Source organism: Pseudoalteromonas sp. Z9A4, from assembly GCF_011378845.1.
Taxonomy (GTDB): domain Bacteria; phylum Pseudomonadota; class Gammaproteobacteria; order Enterobacterales; family Alteromonadaceae; genus Pseudoalteromonas; species Pseudoalteromonas arctica.
Genome location: NZ_WTLA01000011.1, coordinates 62,477 through 79,308, shown reverse-complemented (window position 1 = coordinate 79,308; position 16,832 = coordinate 62,477). Strand labels below are relative to the sequence as shown.

18 protein-coding genes are annotated in these 16,832 nt (G+C 38.9%); 5 read left to right on the top strand and 13 right to left on the bottom strand.

Annotated elements, in window-relative coordinates:
- Positions 1–710 precede the first annotated feature (710 nt).
- Both deoD and GQR54_RS10300 read right to left on the bottom strand, forming a co-directional pair.
- Positions 711–1,415 (bottom strand): purine-nucleoside phosphorylase, encoded by a 705-nt coding sequence (deoD, locus tag GQR54_RS10305; RefSeq protein ID WP_002959109.1) that lies wholly within the window; start codon positions 1,413–1,415, stop codon positions 711–713.
- Entirely contained in the window at positions 1,415–2,647 is a 1,233-nt protein-coding gene (locus tag GQR54_RS10300; RefSeq protein ID WP_010555228.1) for a phosphopentomutase, read from the bottom strand. Before GQR54_RS10300 ends, deoD begins: the two co-directional genes overlap by 1 nt.
- Positions 2,648–2,839: 192 nt before the next feature.
- Between GQR54_RS10300 and udk the strand changes: the two genes are divergently transcribed.
- The 3 genes from udk (at position 2,840) to GQR54_RS10285 (ending at position 5,733) form a co-directional block, all read left to right on the top strand.
- Positions 2,840–3,472 carry a uridine kinase gene (gene udk / locus GQR54_RS10295; RefSeq protein WP_007583533.1) on the top strand — a complete coding sequence of 211 codons (633 nt, stop codon included), beginning with the start codon at positions 2,840–2,842 and terminating at the stop codon, positions 3,470–3,472.
- Positions 3,473–3,489: 17 nt separating this feature from the next.
- Positions 3,490–4,716 carry a NupC/NupG family nucleoside CNT transporter gene (locus GQR54_RS10290; RefSeq protein ID WP_007583535.1) on the top strand — a complete coding sequence of 409 codons (1,227 nt, stop codon included), beginning with the start codon at positions 3,490–3,492 and terminating at the stop codon, positions 4,714–4,716.
- A gap of 306 nt (positions 4,717–5,022) precedes the next feature.
- Positions 5,023–5,733, top strand: coding sequence for a transporter substrate-binding domain-containing protein (locus GQR54_RS10285; protein ID WP_346766083.1), 711 nt, complete (start codon positions 5,023–5,025; stop codon positions 5,731–5,733).
- 844 nt (positions 5,734–6,577) lie between these two features.
- On the opposite strand, the gene GQR54_RS10280 is transcribed toward GQR54_RS10285, so the two are convergent.
- From GQR54_RS10280 to GQR54_RS10230, 11 genes are all read right to left on the bottom strand, one after another.
- Positions 6,578–6,787: a cold-shock protein gene (locus GQR54_RS10280; RefSeq protein ID WP_002959120.1), complete on the bottom strand. Its 210-nt coding sequence runs from the start codon at positions 6,785–6,787 to the stop codon at positions 6,578–6,580.
- A gap of 235 nt (positions 6,788–7,022) precedes the next feature.
- Entirely contained in the window at positions 7,023–7,739 is a 717-nt protein-coding gene (locus GQR54_RS10275) for a hypothetical protein (protein ID WP_165740513.1), read from the bottom strand.
- On the bottom strand, positions 7,736–8,476 hold the full coding sequence (locus GQR54_RS10270; protein WP_165728801.1) for an iron transporter: 741 nt from the start codon (positions 8,474–8,476) through the stop codon (positions 7,736–7,738). The genes GQR54_RS10275 and GQR54_RS10270 overlap by 4 nt, the downstream gene beginning before the upstream one ends.
- Complete coding sequence (locus tag GQR54_RS10265; protein WP_024591521.1) at positions 8,463–8,816, bottom strand: cupredoxin domain-containing protein; 354 nt, start codon at positions 8,814–8,816, stop codon at positions 8,463–8,465. The genes GQR54_RS10270 and GQR54_RS10265 overlap by 14 nt, the downstream gene beginning before the upstream one ends.
- Positions 8,809–10,122 carry an ATP-binding protein gene (locus GQR54_RS10260; protein ID WP_166377544.1) on the bottom strand — a complete coding sequence of 438 codons (1,314 nt, stop codon included), beginning with the start codon at positions 10,120–10,122 and terminating at the stop codon, positions 8,809–8,811. Before GQR54_RS10260 ends, GQR54_RS10265 begins: the two co-directional genes overlap by 8 nt.
- Before the next feature lie 26 nt (positions 10,123–10,148).
- A complete protein-coding gene (locus tag GQR54_RS10255) occupies positions 10,149–10,808 on the bottom strand; it encodes a response regulator transcription factor (RefSeq protein ID WP_024592427.1) in 660 nt (219 codons plus the stop codon).
- A gap of 7 nt (positions 10,809–10,815) precedes the next feature.
- A complete protein-coding gene (locus GQR54_RS10250) occupies positions 10,816–11,463 on the bottom strand; it encodes a hypothetical protein (protein ID WP_165740510.1) in 648 nt (215 codons plus the stop codon).
- Between the two features lie 23 nt (positions 11,464–11,486).
- Positions 11,487–12,257: an SDR family oxidoreductase gene (locus GQR54_RS10245; protein ID WP_165740509.1), complete on the bottom strand. Its 771-nt coding sequence runs from the start codon at positions 12,255–12,257 to the stop codon at positions 11,487–11,489.
- Positions 12,254–12,943 carry an iron-containing redox enzyme family protein gene (locus tag GQR54_RS10240; RefSeq protein WP_166377543.1) on the bottom strand — a complete coding sequence of 230 codons (690 nt, stop codon included), beginning with the start codon at positions 12,941–12,943 and terminating at the stop codon, positions 12,254–12,256. Before GQR54_RS10240 ends, GQR54_RS10245 begins: the two co-directional genes overlap by 4 nt.
- On the bottom strand, positions 12,936–14,405 hold the full coding sequence (locus tag GQR54_RS10235; RefSeq protein ID WP_166377542.1) for an AMP-binding protein: 1,470 nt from the start codon (positions 14,403–14,405) through the stop codon (positions 12,936–12,938). The genes GQR54_RS10240 and GQR54_RS10235 overlap by 8 nt, the downstream gene beginning before the upstream one ends.
- Entirely contained in the window at positions 14,402–15,055 is a 654-nt protein-coding gene (locus GQR54_RS10230; RefSeq protein WP_166377574.1) for a thermostable hemolysin, read from the bottom strand. The genes GQR54_RS10235 and GQR54_RS10230 overlap by 4 nt, the downstream gene beginning before the upstream one ends.
- A gap of 274 nt (positions 15,056–15,329) precedes the next feature.
- Between GQR54_RS10230 and GQR54_RS10225 the strand changes: the two genes are divergently transcribed.
- Positions 15,330–15,953, top strand: a complete 624-nt coding sequence (locus GQR54_RS10225) for a fused MFS/spermidine synthase (RefSeq protein WP_007583564.1) — start codon at positions 15,330–15,332, stop codon at positions 15,951–15,953.
- Positions 15,946–16,830, top strand: coding sequence for a fused MFS/spermidine synthase (locus GQR54_RS10220; protein ID WP_166377541.1), 885 nt, complete (start codon positions 15,946–15,948; stop codon positions 16,828–16,830). The genes GQR54_RS10225 and GQR54_RS10220 overlap by 8 nt, the downstream gene beginning before the upstream one ends.
- The last annotated feature ends 2 nt before the right edge of the window (positions 16,831–16,832 follow it).

The following is a 16,832-nucleotide window of genomic DNA, read 5'->3' as shown; positions in this document are numbered from 1 at the left end:
CTGCGCTTTTAGAGAAGAGCTTAGAAGTTAAAATAATCAGAAGTTGTGCTTCTAACATGAGCAACAAGTCATACTCTAAACTTGGTATAAACACTGCTATTCGCGCAGGTTACAAGCATTTAAAGCAACGCTTGTACTTTTATAATGCCGAGTCAGCATTGGTTTTGCTCTTCTCATTTGCTCCTCTTTTTCTTCTCTGCGTGCATATTTTTTTTAGGGCTGTTATACACAAATAGGTTTAGAGATGCTGCGCTTTTAGAGTAGTTAGCTTAAGTAATTAGAAGCTGTGCTTCGCGCGCGAGCAAGCTTAGCGCCTACCTGAGAAACTTACACTCAGCAGTTTAATTTACCTGTAGACGCGCTGCTTGCAGGCGTTTAAAAACGCAGTTTTTAGATGGTTGAATTAATACCAACCCGCAATAATACTTAATCATTTTTAGGGGCTAAACGTGTCGCTACCTGCGTTAAAAAATTCTCATTTAGAACAACTAAATAGTGAATTTTTTGCCTAGCTATCAACACGTTTTTCCATCCTCAAAATAGATCACTTAATTAAGCGAATTGGTATAAGTAATTAGAAGCTGCTACCCATTTTCTTCAGGCATAAAAAAAGCCGCATAAAATGCGGCTTTGGAGGTTTAGTCTCACTTCACTTTGGGCGTGTCTCCAAAACTTAGTGAATACGTTACCAAGGAACTGTTATGTGTTATTTAAGCTATTGACTCTAATGCAATTTTAACCATTTCGTTAAACGTGCTTTGACGCTCATCAGCAGGTGTTGCTTCGCCAGTGATTACGTGGTCACTTACTGTAAATAATGCCATTGCGTTTGCGCCGTATTCAGCTGCAACGCCGTATAAGCCTGCTGTTTCCATATCTACTGCTAGCATGCCTAACTTGTCTAAGTCTTTATAGAACGAATCATCTGCTTGATAGAATGTGTCTGTCGTAAATACGTTACCTACTTTTGCTTTAATTCCTAGCTCTTTAGCAGCGTTTACGCCGTTTAAAAGTAGGTCAAAGTTAGCAATAGCAGCAAAATCGTAGCCACGTACGCGTGCACGGTTTACGTTTGAATCTGTGCTTGCACCTTGTGCAAAAATTACGTCACGAATTTTGATATCTGTGCCAATACCGCCACACGTACCAATACGTATAATATTTTTAACGCCAAAGCTTACAATTAGCTCACGTGCATAAATAGACATTGATGGAATGCCCATGCCTGAACCCATGATACTTACTGGCTTACCTTTGTAAGTACCAGTGAAACCGTACATGTTACGAACGCCTGTAACTTGTACTGCATCATCTAAAAAGTTTTCAGCAATATATTGCGCACGTAGCGGATCGCCTGGCATTAATACTGTTTCGGCGAAATCACCAACGTTTGCACTGATATGCGGAGTACTCATTAATTGTTTTCCTTTTTATTTGGCGTTTTTAGCTCATTTAAAAAGCTGTCGCCGTAATCAAGCGCAGATAAGCTAAACCACTGTGCCAGTGTTTGACCTATATCTGCAAAGCTGTTGCGTTCACCTAATGGTGTGTTACTCATACCTGGCTGGTATGCAATAACAGGTACGTATTCACGAGTGTGCTCAGAACCTGGAAAGGTTGGGTCACAGCCATGATCTGCAGTGATCATTAATACGTCATCTGCTTTTAACTGATTTAGTATAGTTGGTAAATAGTCATCAAATTCTTTTAATGCTTTTGCGTATCCTACTGGATTACGACGATGACCAAATTTTTCATCAAAATCAACTAGGTTAGTAAAGATTAAGCTACGATCTGGCGCGCTTTCCATTACTTCGCTGGTTTTTTCTAGCAAGTTCATAAGTCCAGGTGCTTTATGCTTTTGGGTTATGCCCTGATGCGCGTAAATATCTGAAATTTTACCAATACTAATTACTTCGCCGCCGTCTTTTGCTAGTACATCTAGCAATGTTGGTGCAGGCGGAAGTACTGAATAGTCACGACGATTACCCGTTCGAGCAAAGTCTTGGCTATTTGAACCCAAAAATGGCCGCGCAATCACTCGTCCTATATTCATTTCATCAAGTAGCGCCCGTGCGATTTCGCAAACTTGATAAAGCTTCTCTAGGCCGAATGACTCTTCATGCGCGGCTATTTGAAACACGCTATCAGCTGAGGTGTAACAGATTGGTTTACCTGTTTTTACGTGCTCTTCACCTAGCTGTTCTAAAATGGTAGTTCCTGATGCATGGCAATTGCCTAAAATACCAGGAATACCTGTACGAGCAATAAACTCGTCTATAAATTCTTGTGGGAAACTTGGCTGTGTTTTTGGGAAATATCCCCAATCAAATAACACCGGTACGCCTGCCATTTCCCAATGACCTGATGGCGTGTCTTTTCCGCTAGAGATTTCTTTAGCGTAACCCCATGCACCTTGAGGAGCTTGGCGGTCTGAAATTAAACACGGTTCGCCACCGGCAGCTTCGCATGCATCCACTAACCCAAGTTTTGATAGGTTAGGAAGCGACAGCGCACTGCCTGTTTCGTCGTAATATGCTTTTAGTAAGTGAGCGAATGTATTAGCCCCAAGATCGCCGAATTTATCTGCATCTGGTGCTGCACCGATTCCTAGGCTATCTGCCATTAAAATAATTGCTCTTGCCATTTTGACCTCACTTTGATTCTAGGTGGTTACTTTATCCGCTGATCGAATTTTCCGTACAGGACAAAAGTCCTGTTTCATAAAACCTAAACATTATAAATTTGCACCCTTGAGCGAAGCAAAAGAGATTAATCGTGTCTTTTTTGCTATTGTGATCTACCAACAATATATCTTTCTGTGTGGATGAGAACTTTAGTGACACGAACTACTATTATAGCCATTGCAGGCGCATCAGCGTCGGGCAAATCTCTTTTTAGCCAAACAATTTACAATGAATTGGTTAATGAGCTTGAACCAGGCGCTATCGCCATTATTGAAGAAGATGCTTATTACAAGGATCAGTCGCATTTGCCGATGGCTCATCGTACGCAAACAAATTACGACCATCCAGATGCATTTGAACACGCATTAATGCTTGAGCATTTAACGCAACTTCGTTGTGGTAACTCAGTAGAAGTACCAACGTATGATTATGCACAGCACACGCGTAGCGCAACCACACGCCGAGTGCCAGCTGCTAAAATACTGATTGTTGAAGGTATTTTACTATTGAGTGATAAAGCGCTTAATAAAGAATTTGATATTAAGGTGTTTATAGACACACCTTTAGATATTTGTTTAATGCGTCGTATGCAACGTGATATGGAGCAACGAGGCAGAACATTACAATCTGTTGTTGAGCAATATCAGGCAACTGTTAGACCGATGTTTTATCAATTCATTGAGCCTTCTAAGCATAATGCTGATTTAGTTGTGACTCGAGGCGGCATGAACCGCGTTGCGATTGATATAATAAAAAGTAAAATTAAATATTTACTACAAGAATAACAACGGGAAACATTTGTATGACAACATTTATGAGCTTAGTAGGCATGTGTGTGCTACTAAGCATTGCCTTTGCTGCGTCAACTAATCGCAAGGCAATTAATTTAAGAACCGTTGGTATAGCATTTGCGATGCAAATTGTTATAGGCGGTTTTGTTCTGTTTTTCGAAGCAGGAAAAAATGTGTTAACTAGCATGTCATCAGCCGTCTCGTCGGTTATTGGTTATGCTAATGATGGTATTGGGTTTTTATTTGGTCCACTCGCCTCACAAGACACATTAGGTTTTATTTTTGCAATTCAAGTTTTGCCAGTTATCGTGTTTTTCTCAGCGCTTGTTGCTGTGTTATATCACCTTGGCATTATGGATTGGATAATTAGGATTTTAGGCGGCGGTTTACAAAAATTATTGAAGACCTCTCGCACAGAATCGCTTTCAGCAACTGCAAATATTTTTGTAGGCCAAACTGAAGCACCGTTAATAGTTAAGCCATTTATAGCAACGATGACAAAATCGGAATTGTTTGCAGTAATGGTAGGTGGCTTAGCCACTGTAGCAGGCTCTGTAATGGCCGGTTACGTAATTATTGGCGTAGATCTTAAGTATCTTATTGCTGCGAGCTTTATGGCTGCACCAGGTGGTTTCTTAATGGCCAAGATGATTGTGCCAGAAACTGAAACGCCTAGAGATAACTTAGCTGATTTAGATTTAGATGACGAAGATAAACCTGTAAATGTAATTGATGCAGCTGCATCAGGTGCTGCAAACGGTATGCATTTAGCACTTAATGTAGGTGCAATGTTACTTGCTTTTGTAGCGCTAATTGCATTATTAAACGGTTTATTAGGCGGTATTGGCGGGTGGTTTGATTACCCAACATTAACGCTTCAAGAAATATTAGGTTATGTATTTGCTCCAGTTGCATGGTTACTAGGTGTGCCATGGGATGAAGCGATTATAGCCGGCAGCTTTATTGGTCAAAAGATAGTAGTAAACGAGTTTGTTGCTTACTTAGACTTTATAAATTATCGCGATACGTTAAGCGCGCACACACAAGCAATCGTTACTTTTGCTTTATGTGGGTTTGCTAACTTATCATCGATAGCCATTTTACTAGGTGGGTTAGGCGGTATGGCGCCTAGTCGGCGGAAGGATATCGCACGCTTAGGGCTCAGAGCAGTGTTAGCAGGATCTATGGCTAACCTTATGAGCGCAGCAATTGCTGGGTTTTTCCTCTCGCTAGCTTAGAAACTTATTGAGATGAACACCGGTGTTGCAAAACAAGAGGATAGCGCTTTAAGGGGTTAAAGCTCTATCTGACTTGAACGATACTTCACCAAGGGCCGCAAGGCCCTTTTATCGTTTTAGGCCTTAATTTTTAGCCTCAACTACTTCAAACCCCAAGCCACTTATCTATCTAGCCCCCTTTATAGTTATACATAACTCAAATAAACCAATATCTTAGTAACAAGTTCACATAAATAATTTTTGTGTTTTTCATATTTTCAGCCACACTTATTATTACTTAAGCTAACCGAATGACGATTCGCTATTGTGAAATATATTCTTTATTCTCTTTTTTTAATTTGCTCTGTGTATGTTCAAGCAAAGGAAGCCCTGCTTGTTGTTACAGAGTTAGCACCACCAAACCAAGTATTGATTAATGGCGAGGTAGCAGGTGAAGGTACTCAGTTTATTAGAGATATATTTGCTGAGGCTGATCTCACACCTAACATTCAAATGTATCCTTGGGCACGTGCTTATAAAATTGCAGATGAGTTAAAAAACACCTTTATATACAGCCTTGCACGCACTTTAGAGCGAGAAAATAAATTTTATTGGATTGGACCAGTTGGACGATTTGAGCTGGGCTTTATCGGCCTATCAGAGCGTGATGATCTTATTATAAATAATACTGAACAAGCAAAAGTGTATAAAATTGCAATGCAACGCAATGACTTTTCAACACAAACCCTCACGAAACTTGGATTTGAAGTTGTTTTAACCTCTGATATTCAAAAATCATACTCTTTACTATTAGCTAAAAAAGTAGATTTAATAGTAGACGATCCATTATATATGCAGCAGATGAGCGACTATTTAAAGCTTGAACCAGCACACTTAAAGTTTATTTATAAAATAGATGAGCTAACAATTGATGCTTATTTAGCTGCGAATAAAAAAACAGATATGCATTTAATAGAAGCACTGCAAGCTGCATTTTTAAAAATAAAGCAAAATAAAGGGCTGCCTTATGAAAGATAAATCATTGAAGGTAAGTATGCTTATAGGCGGCAAAATCATCTTTCATTTTTAACTTTTTATATTCTTTGTTAAATCGCTTTATGACACGCACAACTACTTACTTATTAAATGCGATGCAATTGCTAGCAAGCGCACAAAGATATAATTTTTACAGCCTTTCAGCACCTTCCCCACTTTATAGTCAAAGGTTCCAGCTGATGCATTATTGTCATTATGAGCCCAAAATTAGATCTATTTTTCTTTTTAAAAACAAATCCATATATTGTTTTCGCCTCCAAACATTAGTAAGTTTTTACCCGCTTTAAAACCAATTTAATTTACTATGATTCGTATATATCACCCCTTACAATTTTAAAGAAAACTGCTTTGCATCTTTTTGATTATTTATACTAATACCAATTCCAATAAATAGAGGTTCACGTTCGGTGTTTTCGCTATTGAAACAATGCCTAAGTGAGGGTCTTTATGAACTAAGTTATAAGCACCCTTCCAAAGAAGCAATTTAAACTCGCAGGTTATATCAATAGCTGTGCAAATATCTTTTACAATATCGAAAGTACTACTAACAAGCTGGTCTTTGTCGTTTTGAATTTGTTGTTTTGAATTTGTTGTTTTGAAATTATAAGGGAGAAATGTTCGGTATAAATTACAAGCTTAAACTCACTTGCATTAGCGCACGCAATGACTTAGAAGAATAGAAAAATAAATATTAGGAGGGGCTTAATAATAGCAATATCATTTAGTTAATTTACATTGATAATGGACGTTGCTTGGTTTGAGTCAAATTTCAGACACAAAAAAAGCGCCTTAAGCGCTTTTTTTTCATTTCACTTAAAAAGTAAAATTATACAGCTGTGATGTTATCAGCTTGTGGACCTTTTTGACCTTGTGAAAGAGTAAACTCTACACGTTGGCCTTCAGCTAAAGTTTTGAAACCTTCGCTTTTGATTGCTGAGAAATGTGCGAAAACGTCTGGGCCATTTTCTTGCTCGATGAAACCAAAACCTTTAGACTCGTTAAACCACTTAACTGTACCTGATACGATGTTAGACATTGTAATATCCTGAAATAAAAATAAAAATATGCTCATAAGAGCGGGTGTAGCAAAAAATGAGATGGTACTTTAAAAACTTCAGGACGGTACTACAAGTATTACTTATATCGAAATGGAGATTTATAGCTTACATGCTTTCTTTCTAGCTGCGGCCCACTATATAGAGTTTAAATAATATGTCAAGTACCTATCTATAATCAGAATGATAAACAACCAAAACAGCTATCATTGGTTATTAAAATTCAAATTCTAATGCGAGCCTAAAACTATGGTTTTTTTCTGATTGGCTTATCTCAGTGATGAAACCCGCTTCCCATTTTAATTGCTTTTGCCCATCAAAGCGCTGCAAACCTATAAAGCCAGGCCCTATACCAATAAAGTCTTCACCTAGGTAAACCTCTATAGAAGGCTGGAAAGCAGAGCGATATCGATAGCGATATTGTGCTCTAAACTCACTTTCCCATTCGTTTTTAATGTCTTGCCCCCACTCATAAACCAAAAAAGCATTTAGCGTAAGACTTGTTTTTCCAAATTCTTTTTCGATCACAAAACCCGAGGTTGCCTCATACACATCTTCGTTATGTTTTTTTTCAAGCTCAAATAACGCGCCCCAATCAGCCCATAATTTACCTTGTTCAATTAATTGCCAACGTAGCTCAAGCTCATAAGCTTCTAATCCAAAATCGCCGTTATCGTCTCGCTCACCAACTAAATAGCCTTCGAGTGCCATTGTATCGTTAATAGCACCGCCACCACCCAAACGCTGCGCTAGTATGTTGCCACTATCTGTTTGGTGCGACACTAATCGCCACTCAAATTCACGCTCAAAAGGCAAAACATAGGGGTGATATACCTTATCAACAACAATACCATCAGCCTTTGCTTGGATTGAGAATACCAACAAACAAAGAGCGGTAAAACTAAGCGCTAAATATAGGTTGAGTGCTTTCATACACGTTCCTTAGTTATTGAAGCCGGAATAACATAACAAAGTAATAAAAATAACACGCTGCTTGTACTATATATAAGTACACTCATTAAATCAGGAGTGGCCTCGTAACCAACAAGCGCACGCAGTACGCGCCCAAGTTCAGAATTTTCACTTAGCACATCACGTAAATCCCACACTGTTGATGTATTTGTAATTAAATCTATTTGGCTTGCCAAATCCAGTGCAACTAATAACTTAGCCGCGCTGTTAAAAGCAAGCAAAGTAAAAAGCGGGTACATACCAAAACGGTGCTTAATTGCATTCATTAAAAAGTACAGCAATACGCTAAAACTTAAACAAATTCCAACACCTAATAAAGTGCCAATAAATAAGCTTTGCCCTGCATCACTATTTTGCCAAAAACTGGTGAGGTAAATAATATAATGGCTTAAATAGAGCGTTATTGTGCTTATAACTGCGATATAAAATGCCGCTGACTTTTGCTTTAGTGCAAATACCAATACAGCAATAAATATAGTGATACATAGCCCTATTTGTGAGTACTCTAACCCTTGGTGTTCAAACCACTGGCTCACCCACGACGCACTTTGCATGTACAAAAACGACATTACCGCGCCTATTAATAAAGCAGAATATATTCGCAAAGAGCTCTGTTTTTTAACTACTTGTAGTAATACTAATAAAATAGCCACAGGTAGTAATTGGTTAAGGCTCATGACTAAACTAGTTATTAGCATGCTGCGCCCCTTCATCGCTAACTATAACAACGCCCCTTGCTGTATTTGGCGAAAACTCACCAAAAAACTCGTAATGCCCTTTACTTAGCGGTCCTATATAAATAATGCTTTTACGATTTGGGTAGAGTACTTTTTCTCTGTTTAGATCAAAGCTATCAAACTCTTCTGGTGTGCTGTCTTGGTTTTCTATCAATAGTTTTACTTTTTTATTTGCGGGAATAATTATTTGCGAGGGATAAAACAAATGATCTTTTAAAATAATAAGGTACTCTTTACTCGCCGCGTTAAACGACAAAAATAGCAAACAACAAAGACATTGATTGAATAAACGTTTAGTCACTTTTTACTCCTGTAAAAGTAACCTTAACGGTTAATCCACCTAAAGAGCTATTCGCTAAATGAATTTTTGCGTCATAAATAGCAATAATGTGTTGAACAATCGCCATACCTAAACCGGCACCTTGCTCGCCTGATGGATGTTGATCGCCACCTACGCGATAAAAGCGATTAAATATTCGGTCTTTTTGCTCTTCAGTCATCCCCGCACCAGAATCATCAATTTGCCAACTATAGTCATTATTACTTGATGCTAATTTAATTATAATTTGACCGTTACTAGGTGTGTATTTAATCGCATTACTGAGCAAGTTAGAGATAAGGGTCGTTAATGTAAACTCATCACCATTAATTACAAAATCATCGCCTTCGAGGCTAATCGTTTGGTTTTTTTCGTCTATTTTATCGTATTGCTCCGACACGGCTTGTTGGGTAATGGTTAGCAATGATTGCTCGCTAAACTGCTTCTGCCATTGCTCAGGCTGGGTGCGCCCTAAAATTAGCATTTGTTCAACAATATTACTTAAGCGGTTAATGCCCTGCGACATGGCTTGTAATTCTTGATGGTCTTGCAGATTACTTTGTTTATTAGCCAAATTATGTACATTAATTTTTAAGCTACTGAGCGGGGTACGTAATTCGTGAGCTGCATCTGAGGCAAAAAAGCGCTCTCGTAAGTAAGCGGTTTCTACGCGTTTAAATAAGTCGTTTAAACGATTAATAACCGGTTTAATTTCTTCGTCGGTTACTTGCCAGTTAATTGGCGTAAAGTCGTTAGCTTGGCGAGACGCCAACTGCTTAGATAATCGGGTAAGAGGGGCTAATGCGTATTTAACAAAAAAGCTAATAAAAATAGCAAGCAGAGGGACTGCCCATAGCATAGGTAACATTGCAGATAAAATAACGGCTTCAGCTAATTCAAAACGCTTTGCCATAGGTTCAGCAACAATGACTTTACGGGTGTTTTTACTCATCACAAATACCCGCATACGCTGCCCTGCTACATTGGCTGTTTGAAAGCCCTCGCTAAAACTAATTTGGTTATTCGTTAAACTCGATGAGCCACTAAGTAAATTATTATTTTGCCAAATTTGATACAACAACTGAGCGCTATTATTACTTACTTGTACTGCATTTGTGCTCAGTGTCAATGGTTGCTCAATTAAAACGCCAGCCACTATTTTAAGTTCATTATCAAGCAAGTTTTCACCGTGGTGCATGCTTTTTTGATAGCCTTTTACTAAAGCTAAAAAGCAAGTTAGCACCATCATTGAAAGTAAAATTAAGGTCAGACGTTTACGAATAGACATTTTCAACCTCGAAATATAAACACACTCTAACGCTTACCAACCACGTAGCCAATGCCACGTAAGGTTTTAATAAAATCGCTAGGGAATTTTTTACGAAGATGATGAATATGGACCTCTATGGCATTAGAGCCAACTTCTTCACCCCATTGGTAAAGTTTGTTTTCGAGTTGTTGTTTTGATTGCACCCTTCCCTGATTTTCCATCAGCGCTTTTAAAAGCATGTACTCTTTTCGCGGCAGTGTAAGTGATTGCCCACTTAGTGTAACTGTATGAGCAGATGTATCCATTACCACATCACCACAGCGTAATAAGCTTGATTGTGTTTGGTTAATGCGCCGACTTGCTACACGTAAACGGGCAAATAGCTCCGCGGGGTCAAACGGCTTTGCAAGGTAATCGTCAGCGCCCATGTCAAGCCCTTGGACTTTGTCATCAATACTGCCGCGAGCAGTTAAAATAACCACCGGTATTACTTTTTTTTGCGCTTTAATATGCTTTAAAACTTGCGAGCCATCGCCGTCAGGTAATCCTAAATCGAGAATAACAAGCTCAATTTCACCACTAGAAAGGCACTCTAAGGCATGCTTAACTGTGCCACTATGCTCTACACTGTAGCCCTCTTGACGCAAAGAGCGAATAAGCCCTTGCGCCACTAAATGATCATCCTCAACGAGTAATAAATGCATTATGTGTTTATCTTTTTAGTTTTTTATCTACTTTTACCAATAGCTGGCTTATTGCTTGTTGGCGATATTCATCTGCTTTTGCACGAGTATCACGAATGCCCGCAGCTTGTGCTACGAGTAGTCGTGCTTTAGCTTGTTTATAATCGCCTTCGTCATACAAATATTCACCGTATAAGTAATTAGTATCAATGCCTTCGAGATTAAAAGCGAGCGCTTGTTTAAATAATTTTTCAGCTTTGTCGTCATCACCAAAACCAATTGGCCAACCAGGTACTTTACTGTAAAGCGTTGCAAGGCTTGCGTAAGCTGAGCCATTTAATGCAGTGCCATCTATTGAGAGTGCATTTTCAAGTGACACTTTTGCCTCTTTTGCCAAACCAAGTGCACCCAAGCCCCCTTTTGCACCTGCAAAGCTAGCTAACACAATTCCATTCCAAATATGTGTTTGTGCTGAGCTTGGGTAGTTTTTAACAAATAACGCGCTTTGCTCACTTAGTTGCGTAAACGCGTCTATTTGCGCATCGTCTTCAAGTTCGTAGTTGGCAATTGCCCACTTTTGTTGAATTGAGGTTAAGTCTTGCGCTTCATCTGCCTGTACTGCGGTCGTAAATACAGCCGTTAATATTAAATATAATGCGAGTGTAAATTTATACATAATTTTGCCCTTGTATGTGTTTGTTAACTTAAAAAGCGTTTGATTTTAGGAAGTTGTTTTGCAATAGCGTTATCAACAACGCTTGGGAATGCGCCATTTATGCGTGCAAATAATTTTTCAGGAAAACCAATAAAGCGCCTTGTTTGGTTCGAACTTATAAGTGCTAATAACTCTTGAGCAACTAATTCTGGCGAGTCCATTTTATTACCGAGCTCTTTATTCATTGCCCGCGCTTTACTGCTATTAATAGAGGTATCTGTTGCTCTTGGTGCTAAATAGGTCACTTTAACGCCTGAACCATTCAACTCACGCGATAACGCTTCTGTAAAACCACGTAAACCAAATTTACTGGCGCAATAAAGTGTTTGAAACGGGTAACCAATACTGCCAAACGATGATCCCACGTTAACAATGGTGCCTTTGGTATATTGTAACTGCCCTAAAAATAGTTGGCATAATTTAATAGGTACCGACAAATTAGTAGTCAGCATATTATCTATTTGCTCATTACTTGTGTGCTCAAGGCTTTGCATCGTATTTACGCCAGCGTTATTAATAAGTAATTTAACGCCACCGAGTTGCTTGGCTTTTATGGCTAAGTTAATGCGTGTTGTATCGTCGGTTAAATCGCCAGTAAATGTTTCACTGTCTGGGCATTCACGGCTCAGTTTTTCAAGAGCTTGCGTATTACGCCCTACAAGCAGTAACGTCCACCCTTTTGCATATAGGGCTTTAGCAATTGCTTGCCCTATTCCGCCTGTTGCACCAGTTAGCACACATAAAGAGCTGCTCATGCCGATTTGCCTTGTGCACTTGCTTTAAAAAACGGTTCATCATCGAGTCCACGAAATATATCGCCGTATAAACGATAAAAGCGCTTTGCACCATGAAGTATGGCTTCTTGATCCGCCTCATCTGTTATTTGGTTCATTAGGTTTTCAAAAAACTTTACATGCTCTATATCAAGCGCGCCGTGAGAGGTTAAATAACTAAATGCTTTTTTAGGTAAGTCCACAGCATTTGCAATGTTTGAAGCTGCGCCATCAGCAAGCGCTATAGAAGTGCCTTCAAGCACATGCACCATGCCAAAAAAGCTCAACGGATTTTTACGTGCAATGGAGTCGTACGCATACGACACCATCATTTCGGTAGCGTATTGCGGCTGACTACACCGCACTATCTCTTTGTCAAAACCACAGGCTGCAATATCATTAAGTACCCACTCTTGATGACCAATCTCTTCTTCAATGTATTCTGCGATGGCTTCGCGCAGCCATTCTTGATTGTCGGTTAATCGTGCACCAACCGACATCATTAATGGCACTGTGTGTTTAACATGGTGATACGCTTGTGCTAAAAACGAGGCGTATTCTTCAAGTGATGCTTCGCCTTTAAAAACACGCTGGATAATAGGCGCTGCAAGCAGATAGTTTTGTTCTTGTTTAGTTTGCTCTTTAAGGGTGTTAAAAAAATCACTCATTAATTACTTCTCCAAGTCGGTAAAATTGCTCAAACACAGCATGGTACTGCTTACTTATGGCATCTCGTTTTGGACGATTATTTGTTGTTAATAATCCTTGTTGCACACTTAATGGGGCAGTTAAACGATGCCATTTTTGAATTCGTGCATAGTCGGGTAGTTGTTTATTAATTGCGTTAATGTATTGCGCTAACACTGGGTTACTTAGCTTTGTATCGGCGTAAATAATGGCACTCAGAAAAGGTTGCCCCTCACCAAATACAACCGCTTGTAAAATACCGCTTTGACTTAGTAATAGTGACTCAGGCCACTCGGCACTAATGTTGCGCCCCATACTGGTAATAATTAGGTTTTTTAATCGGCCTTTAATAAATAAGGTGTTTTGATGCTGATCGACCAGATCGCCGGTTGCATACCAGTGGTTTTTGTTGTGAGGTTGATGGTTTAAGTAACCTAAAAACAAATCGCCTTTTATAAAAAGCTGACCATTTTCAATTTTAGTTTGAATATGAGGTAACACAGAGCCGGCACTGTGGAGGTTATCGTTTGTGGGTGTATTTAAACTAACGACAGATGCCGCCTCAGAAAGCCCATAACCTTGGTACACTGGTAAGTTTAAGCTACGCGCTTTAACTATTAGCATTTCGCTGACAAGCGCACCACCCACAGCAAGAAACTGTAACGAACTAGGCGGTTGCCATCCATCTTCTGCAAAAGCAACTAAGCATGCTAATAGTTCTGGCACTAAAATAAGCGTATTTGGCTTAACTTTATCAATAGCAGCAATAAGTTGTGCGGGCTGTTTTAATGCTGTTCCAATAAAGCCTAATTCATTTAACGGCATTAAATGCACTGTACCGCCACTTTTTAAAGGCGCATATACACCGGCTATATTTTCAAGTAACACAGCAAGCGGCAATAAACATAAATGCACAGGCTTTTTAATATTAATTTTATCGCACAGAGATTGAGCTACCTGCATTTGGCTCTTTGCAGATAAACACACGCCTTTTGGTTGTCCAGTAGAGCCTGATGTAAACGTTACTTTTTGAGTTTCTGGAAAATAACTGACGGGTTTAGCTGCAACAATTTCGTAAATATATAATGTGTAACACTCAAATAAATTGATTGATGCGGTCGGCTCCCCAAATAAAGGGTTTAGCGTGTCGCTCATAAATACATTAGCGCCGCATTGCGCTAGTACATATTGAGTTTGTTGTTCACTAAAAAAGTGAGCAATTGGCACAGCCACTTTATTAGAAACCGCAGTAGCGGCATCAATAACAAGCCAAGCTGGCGTATTATCGAGCTTATAAGCGACACATTTGCCGTTAAAGCTTTGTAGTATTTTTACTACTTTTTGTATTTGCTGGTTAAACTCATCACCGTTAATTTCACGTGTTAGATCTTTATTATGGGCAATAATTAATGGCGATACTGAATGAGTATTATAGTAGTTCATACATTCACCAATGCGTTTACCAAAGAATTGATATTTGAGTGGTTTTGCTGCATCAAACTATAAAGCATTGGGGTATTTAATACTTGTTGGTGAGCTTGCTCTAGGCTCACAATGCATACTGTTGGTTGGTTGGCGTAATAGCTGCCCCACTTTAATGGGTTCTCAACTACAAAACTGCTCGCAAGTGCAATTTCGGTACACGTAACACCAAGTAAGCGCAATAAAGCACGCACTTTGTTGGTTGCACAAAACACTAAATGTTTTGCCCCCACACTTTGCAGAGCTTCGTTAACAATAATAAAATGTGCAAGTGTTGCTCTTCGATTTGTAGAGCAGAGATTACCAAGTTCAAAAATCTTATTGCGAGAAATGCTCTCATCTAAAAAATCTTCAACGGGTGATGCTAAATATTGCTCAATAAACAATGGCGAAGTTGCTTGCCTTAGCCCTAACGTGCACTTTCCTTGCTCGGTAACGTATTGGCAAAGTAGTGGCATAAAAGAGGTAAGCTTAGCGTTATACGCAACTAAAAAACCTTCTTTCACTGTGTTTTCGAGATTTTTTCGATGCACATCATTAATACGAGCACTAATAAATTGACTGTTATTTTGTGTTAAACCTAATGATGTAGAAGTGTGGGCTAATTGCATAAGCTCGCTCATTTAAACCTGTTTATATTTCAGGGTTTAAACTTAACGAGTGAAACTTAAAGAAAACTTAAGAAAATTAATTTAAATGAAAAAGCGTCTTAAGTGTTAAATCGCGAGGGCCTAGGCAAGCTAAATAGATCAGAATTCAACTAACTAACAAATTGCTATAACAAAACTTCTTTTTTAAATTAAACTTAGGTTAATTATTACCCTAGCAGCTTTGTATGCATCACGTTAGTATAGTGTTCTACTTAAGTTACATAACGATAATTACATGAGCATAAAAACAAACGCGTTAATTTACTTTTTAGCTTTTTGCAGCGGCTTTTGCATAATGGGCATTGAGCTTTTAGGTGGGAGAATTCTTGCCCCCTTTTTTGGCAGTAGCGTGCATATTTGGGGCAGTATAATTACTGTGTTTATGCTTAGTTTATCTTTTGGGTATTTACTTGGTGGTAAACTCAGCACTAAAAATGCATCCCTTACCAAATATGGTCTAATATTTTTAATTGCCAGCATTATGGTTGTGCCTATTACATTATTTTCGCAGCCTATAATGGAATTTATATTTACCCATATTGAAGATAGCCGCTACGGCTCACTCTTAGCGTCAACTGCTTTATTTTTTATACCTACCGTTATTTTAGGCATGATCTCGCCCTACTCTGTGCGCTTACTGGTAACAGATAGCGATAAAAGCGGCCAAGTGGCTGGGCGTTTATACTTTGTAAGTACGCTTGGCAGTGCCCTGGGTACTATAATTACCTCTTTTTACTTTGTACTCGCGTTTGACGTGAATACAATTATTAGCGCCTTTGCTTTAACACTTGGGGCACTGGGTTTAGTCGCGATTGTTATTAATACCTTGGTTAATAATAAGGGGCTTGCTCATGCTTAAATATTTGCTACTGCCATTAATTGTGTTTTCAGGTTCTGCGTTTAGTAAGGTTATTCATGAAGAACGCTCGCTTTATCGCAATATTATTGTTGAAGAAACAAGCGACTTACGTTGCCTTAAATTTAATACTAAAAGTAGCCAAACAAGCCAAAGTTGCATGTATAAAAGCAATCCCGACAAACTTGTTTTTAATTACACAAAATTGACGTTTGCGAGCCTTTTAGTAACCGACAACCCTAAAAGTGTACTTATTATAGGATTGGGTGGCGGTACACTTTCTAACGTTATTCATGAGCTATACCCCACTGCAAATATTCATAATGTTGAAATAGATCCTGCAGTAACTAAAGTTGCACGCGATTACTTTAACTTTATAGAAAACGACTTAGTGACATCAAGCGTGCAAGATGGCCGTATTTTTATAAAGCGCGCCGCTATTAAAAAGAAAAAGTACGATTGGATTATTTTGGATGCGTTTAACGGTGACTATATTCCGGAGCATTTGCTCACTAAAGAGTTTTTTGAAGAAGTACAAAGCGTATTAGCCGATGGTGGCGTTATTGCCGCAAATACGTTTTCAAGTAGTAAACTTTATGAGCATGAGTCGGCAACTTACCACGCTGTATTTGGCGACTTTATAAATGTAAGCCGCGAAAATCGCAGCAACCGTATTATTTTAGCGGGACTTAAATCAATACCGAGCGAAGCGCAAATTAACACGCGTGTTAATGCTCTCGCCCCTAAATTAGTAAAATACGGTGTAGATATAAAAGCGATTAGCCAACTTATGCACTTTACTAAAGACGGCCAAGATTGGCCTGCAGATACAAAAGTACTTACCGATCAATACTCCCCAGCTAATTTACTTAACTTTTAAAA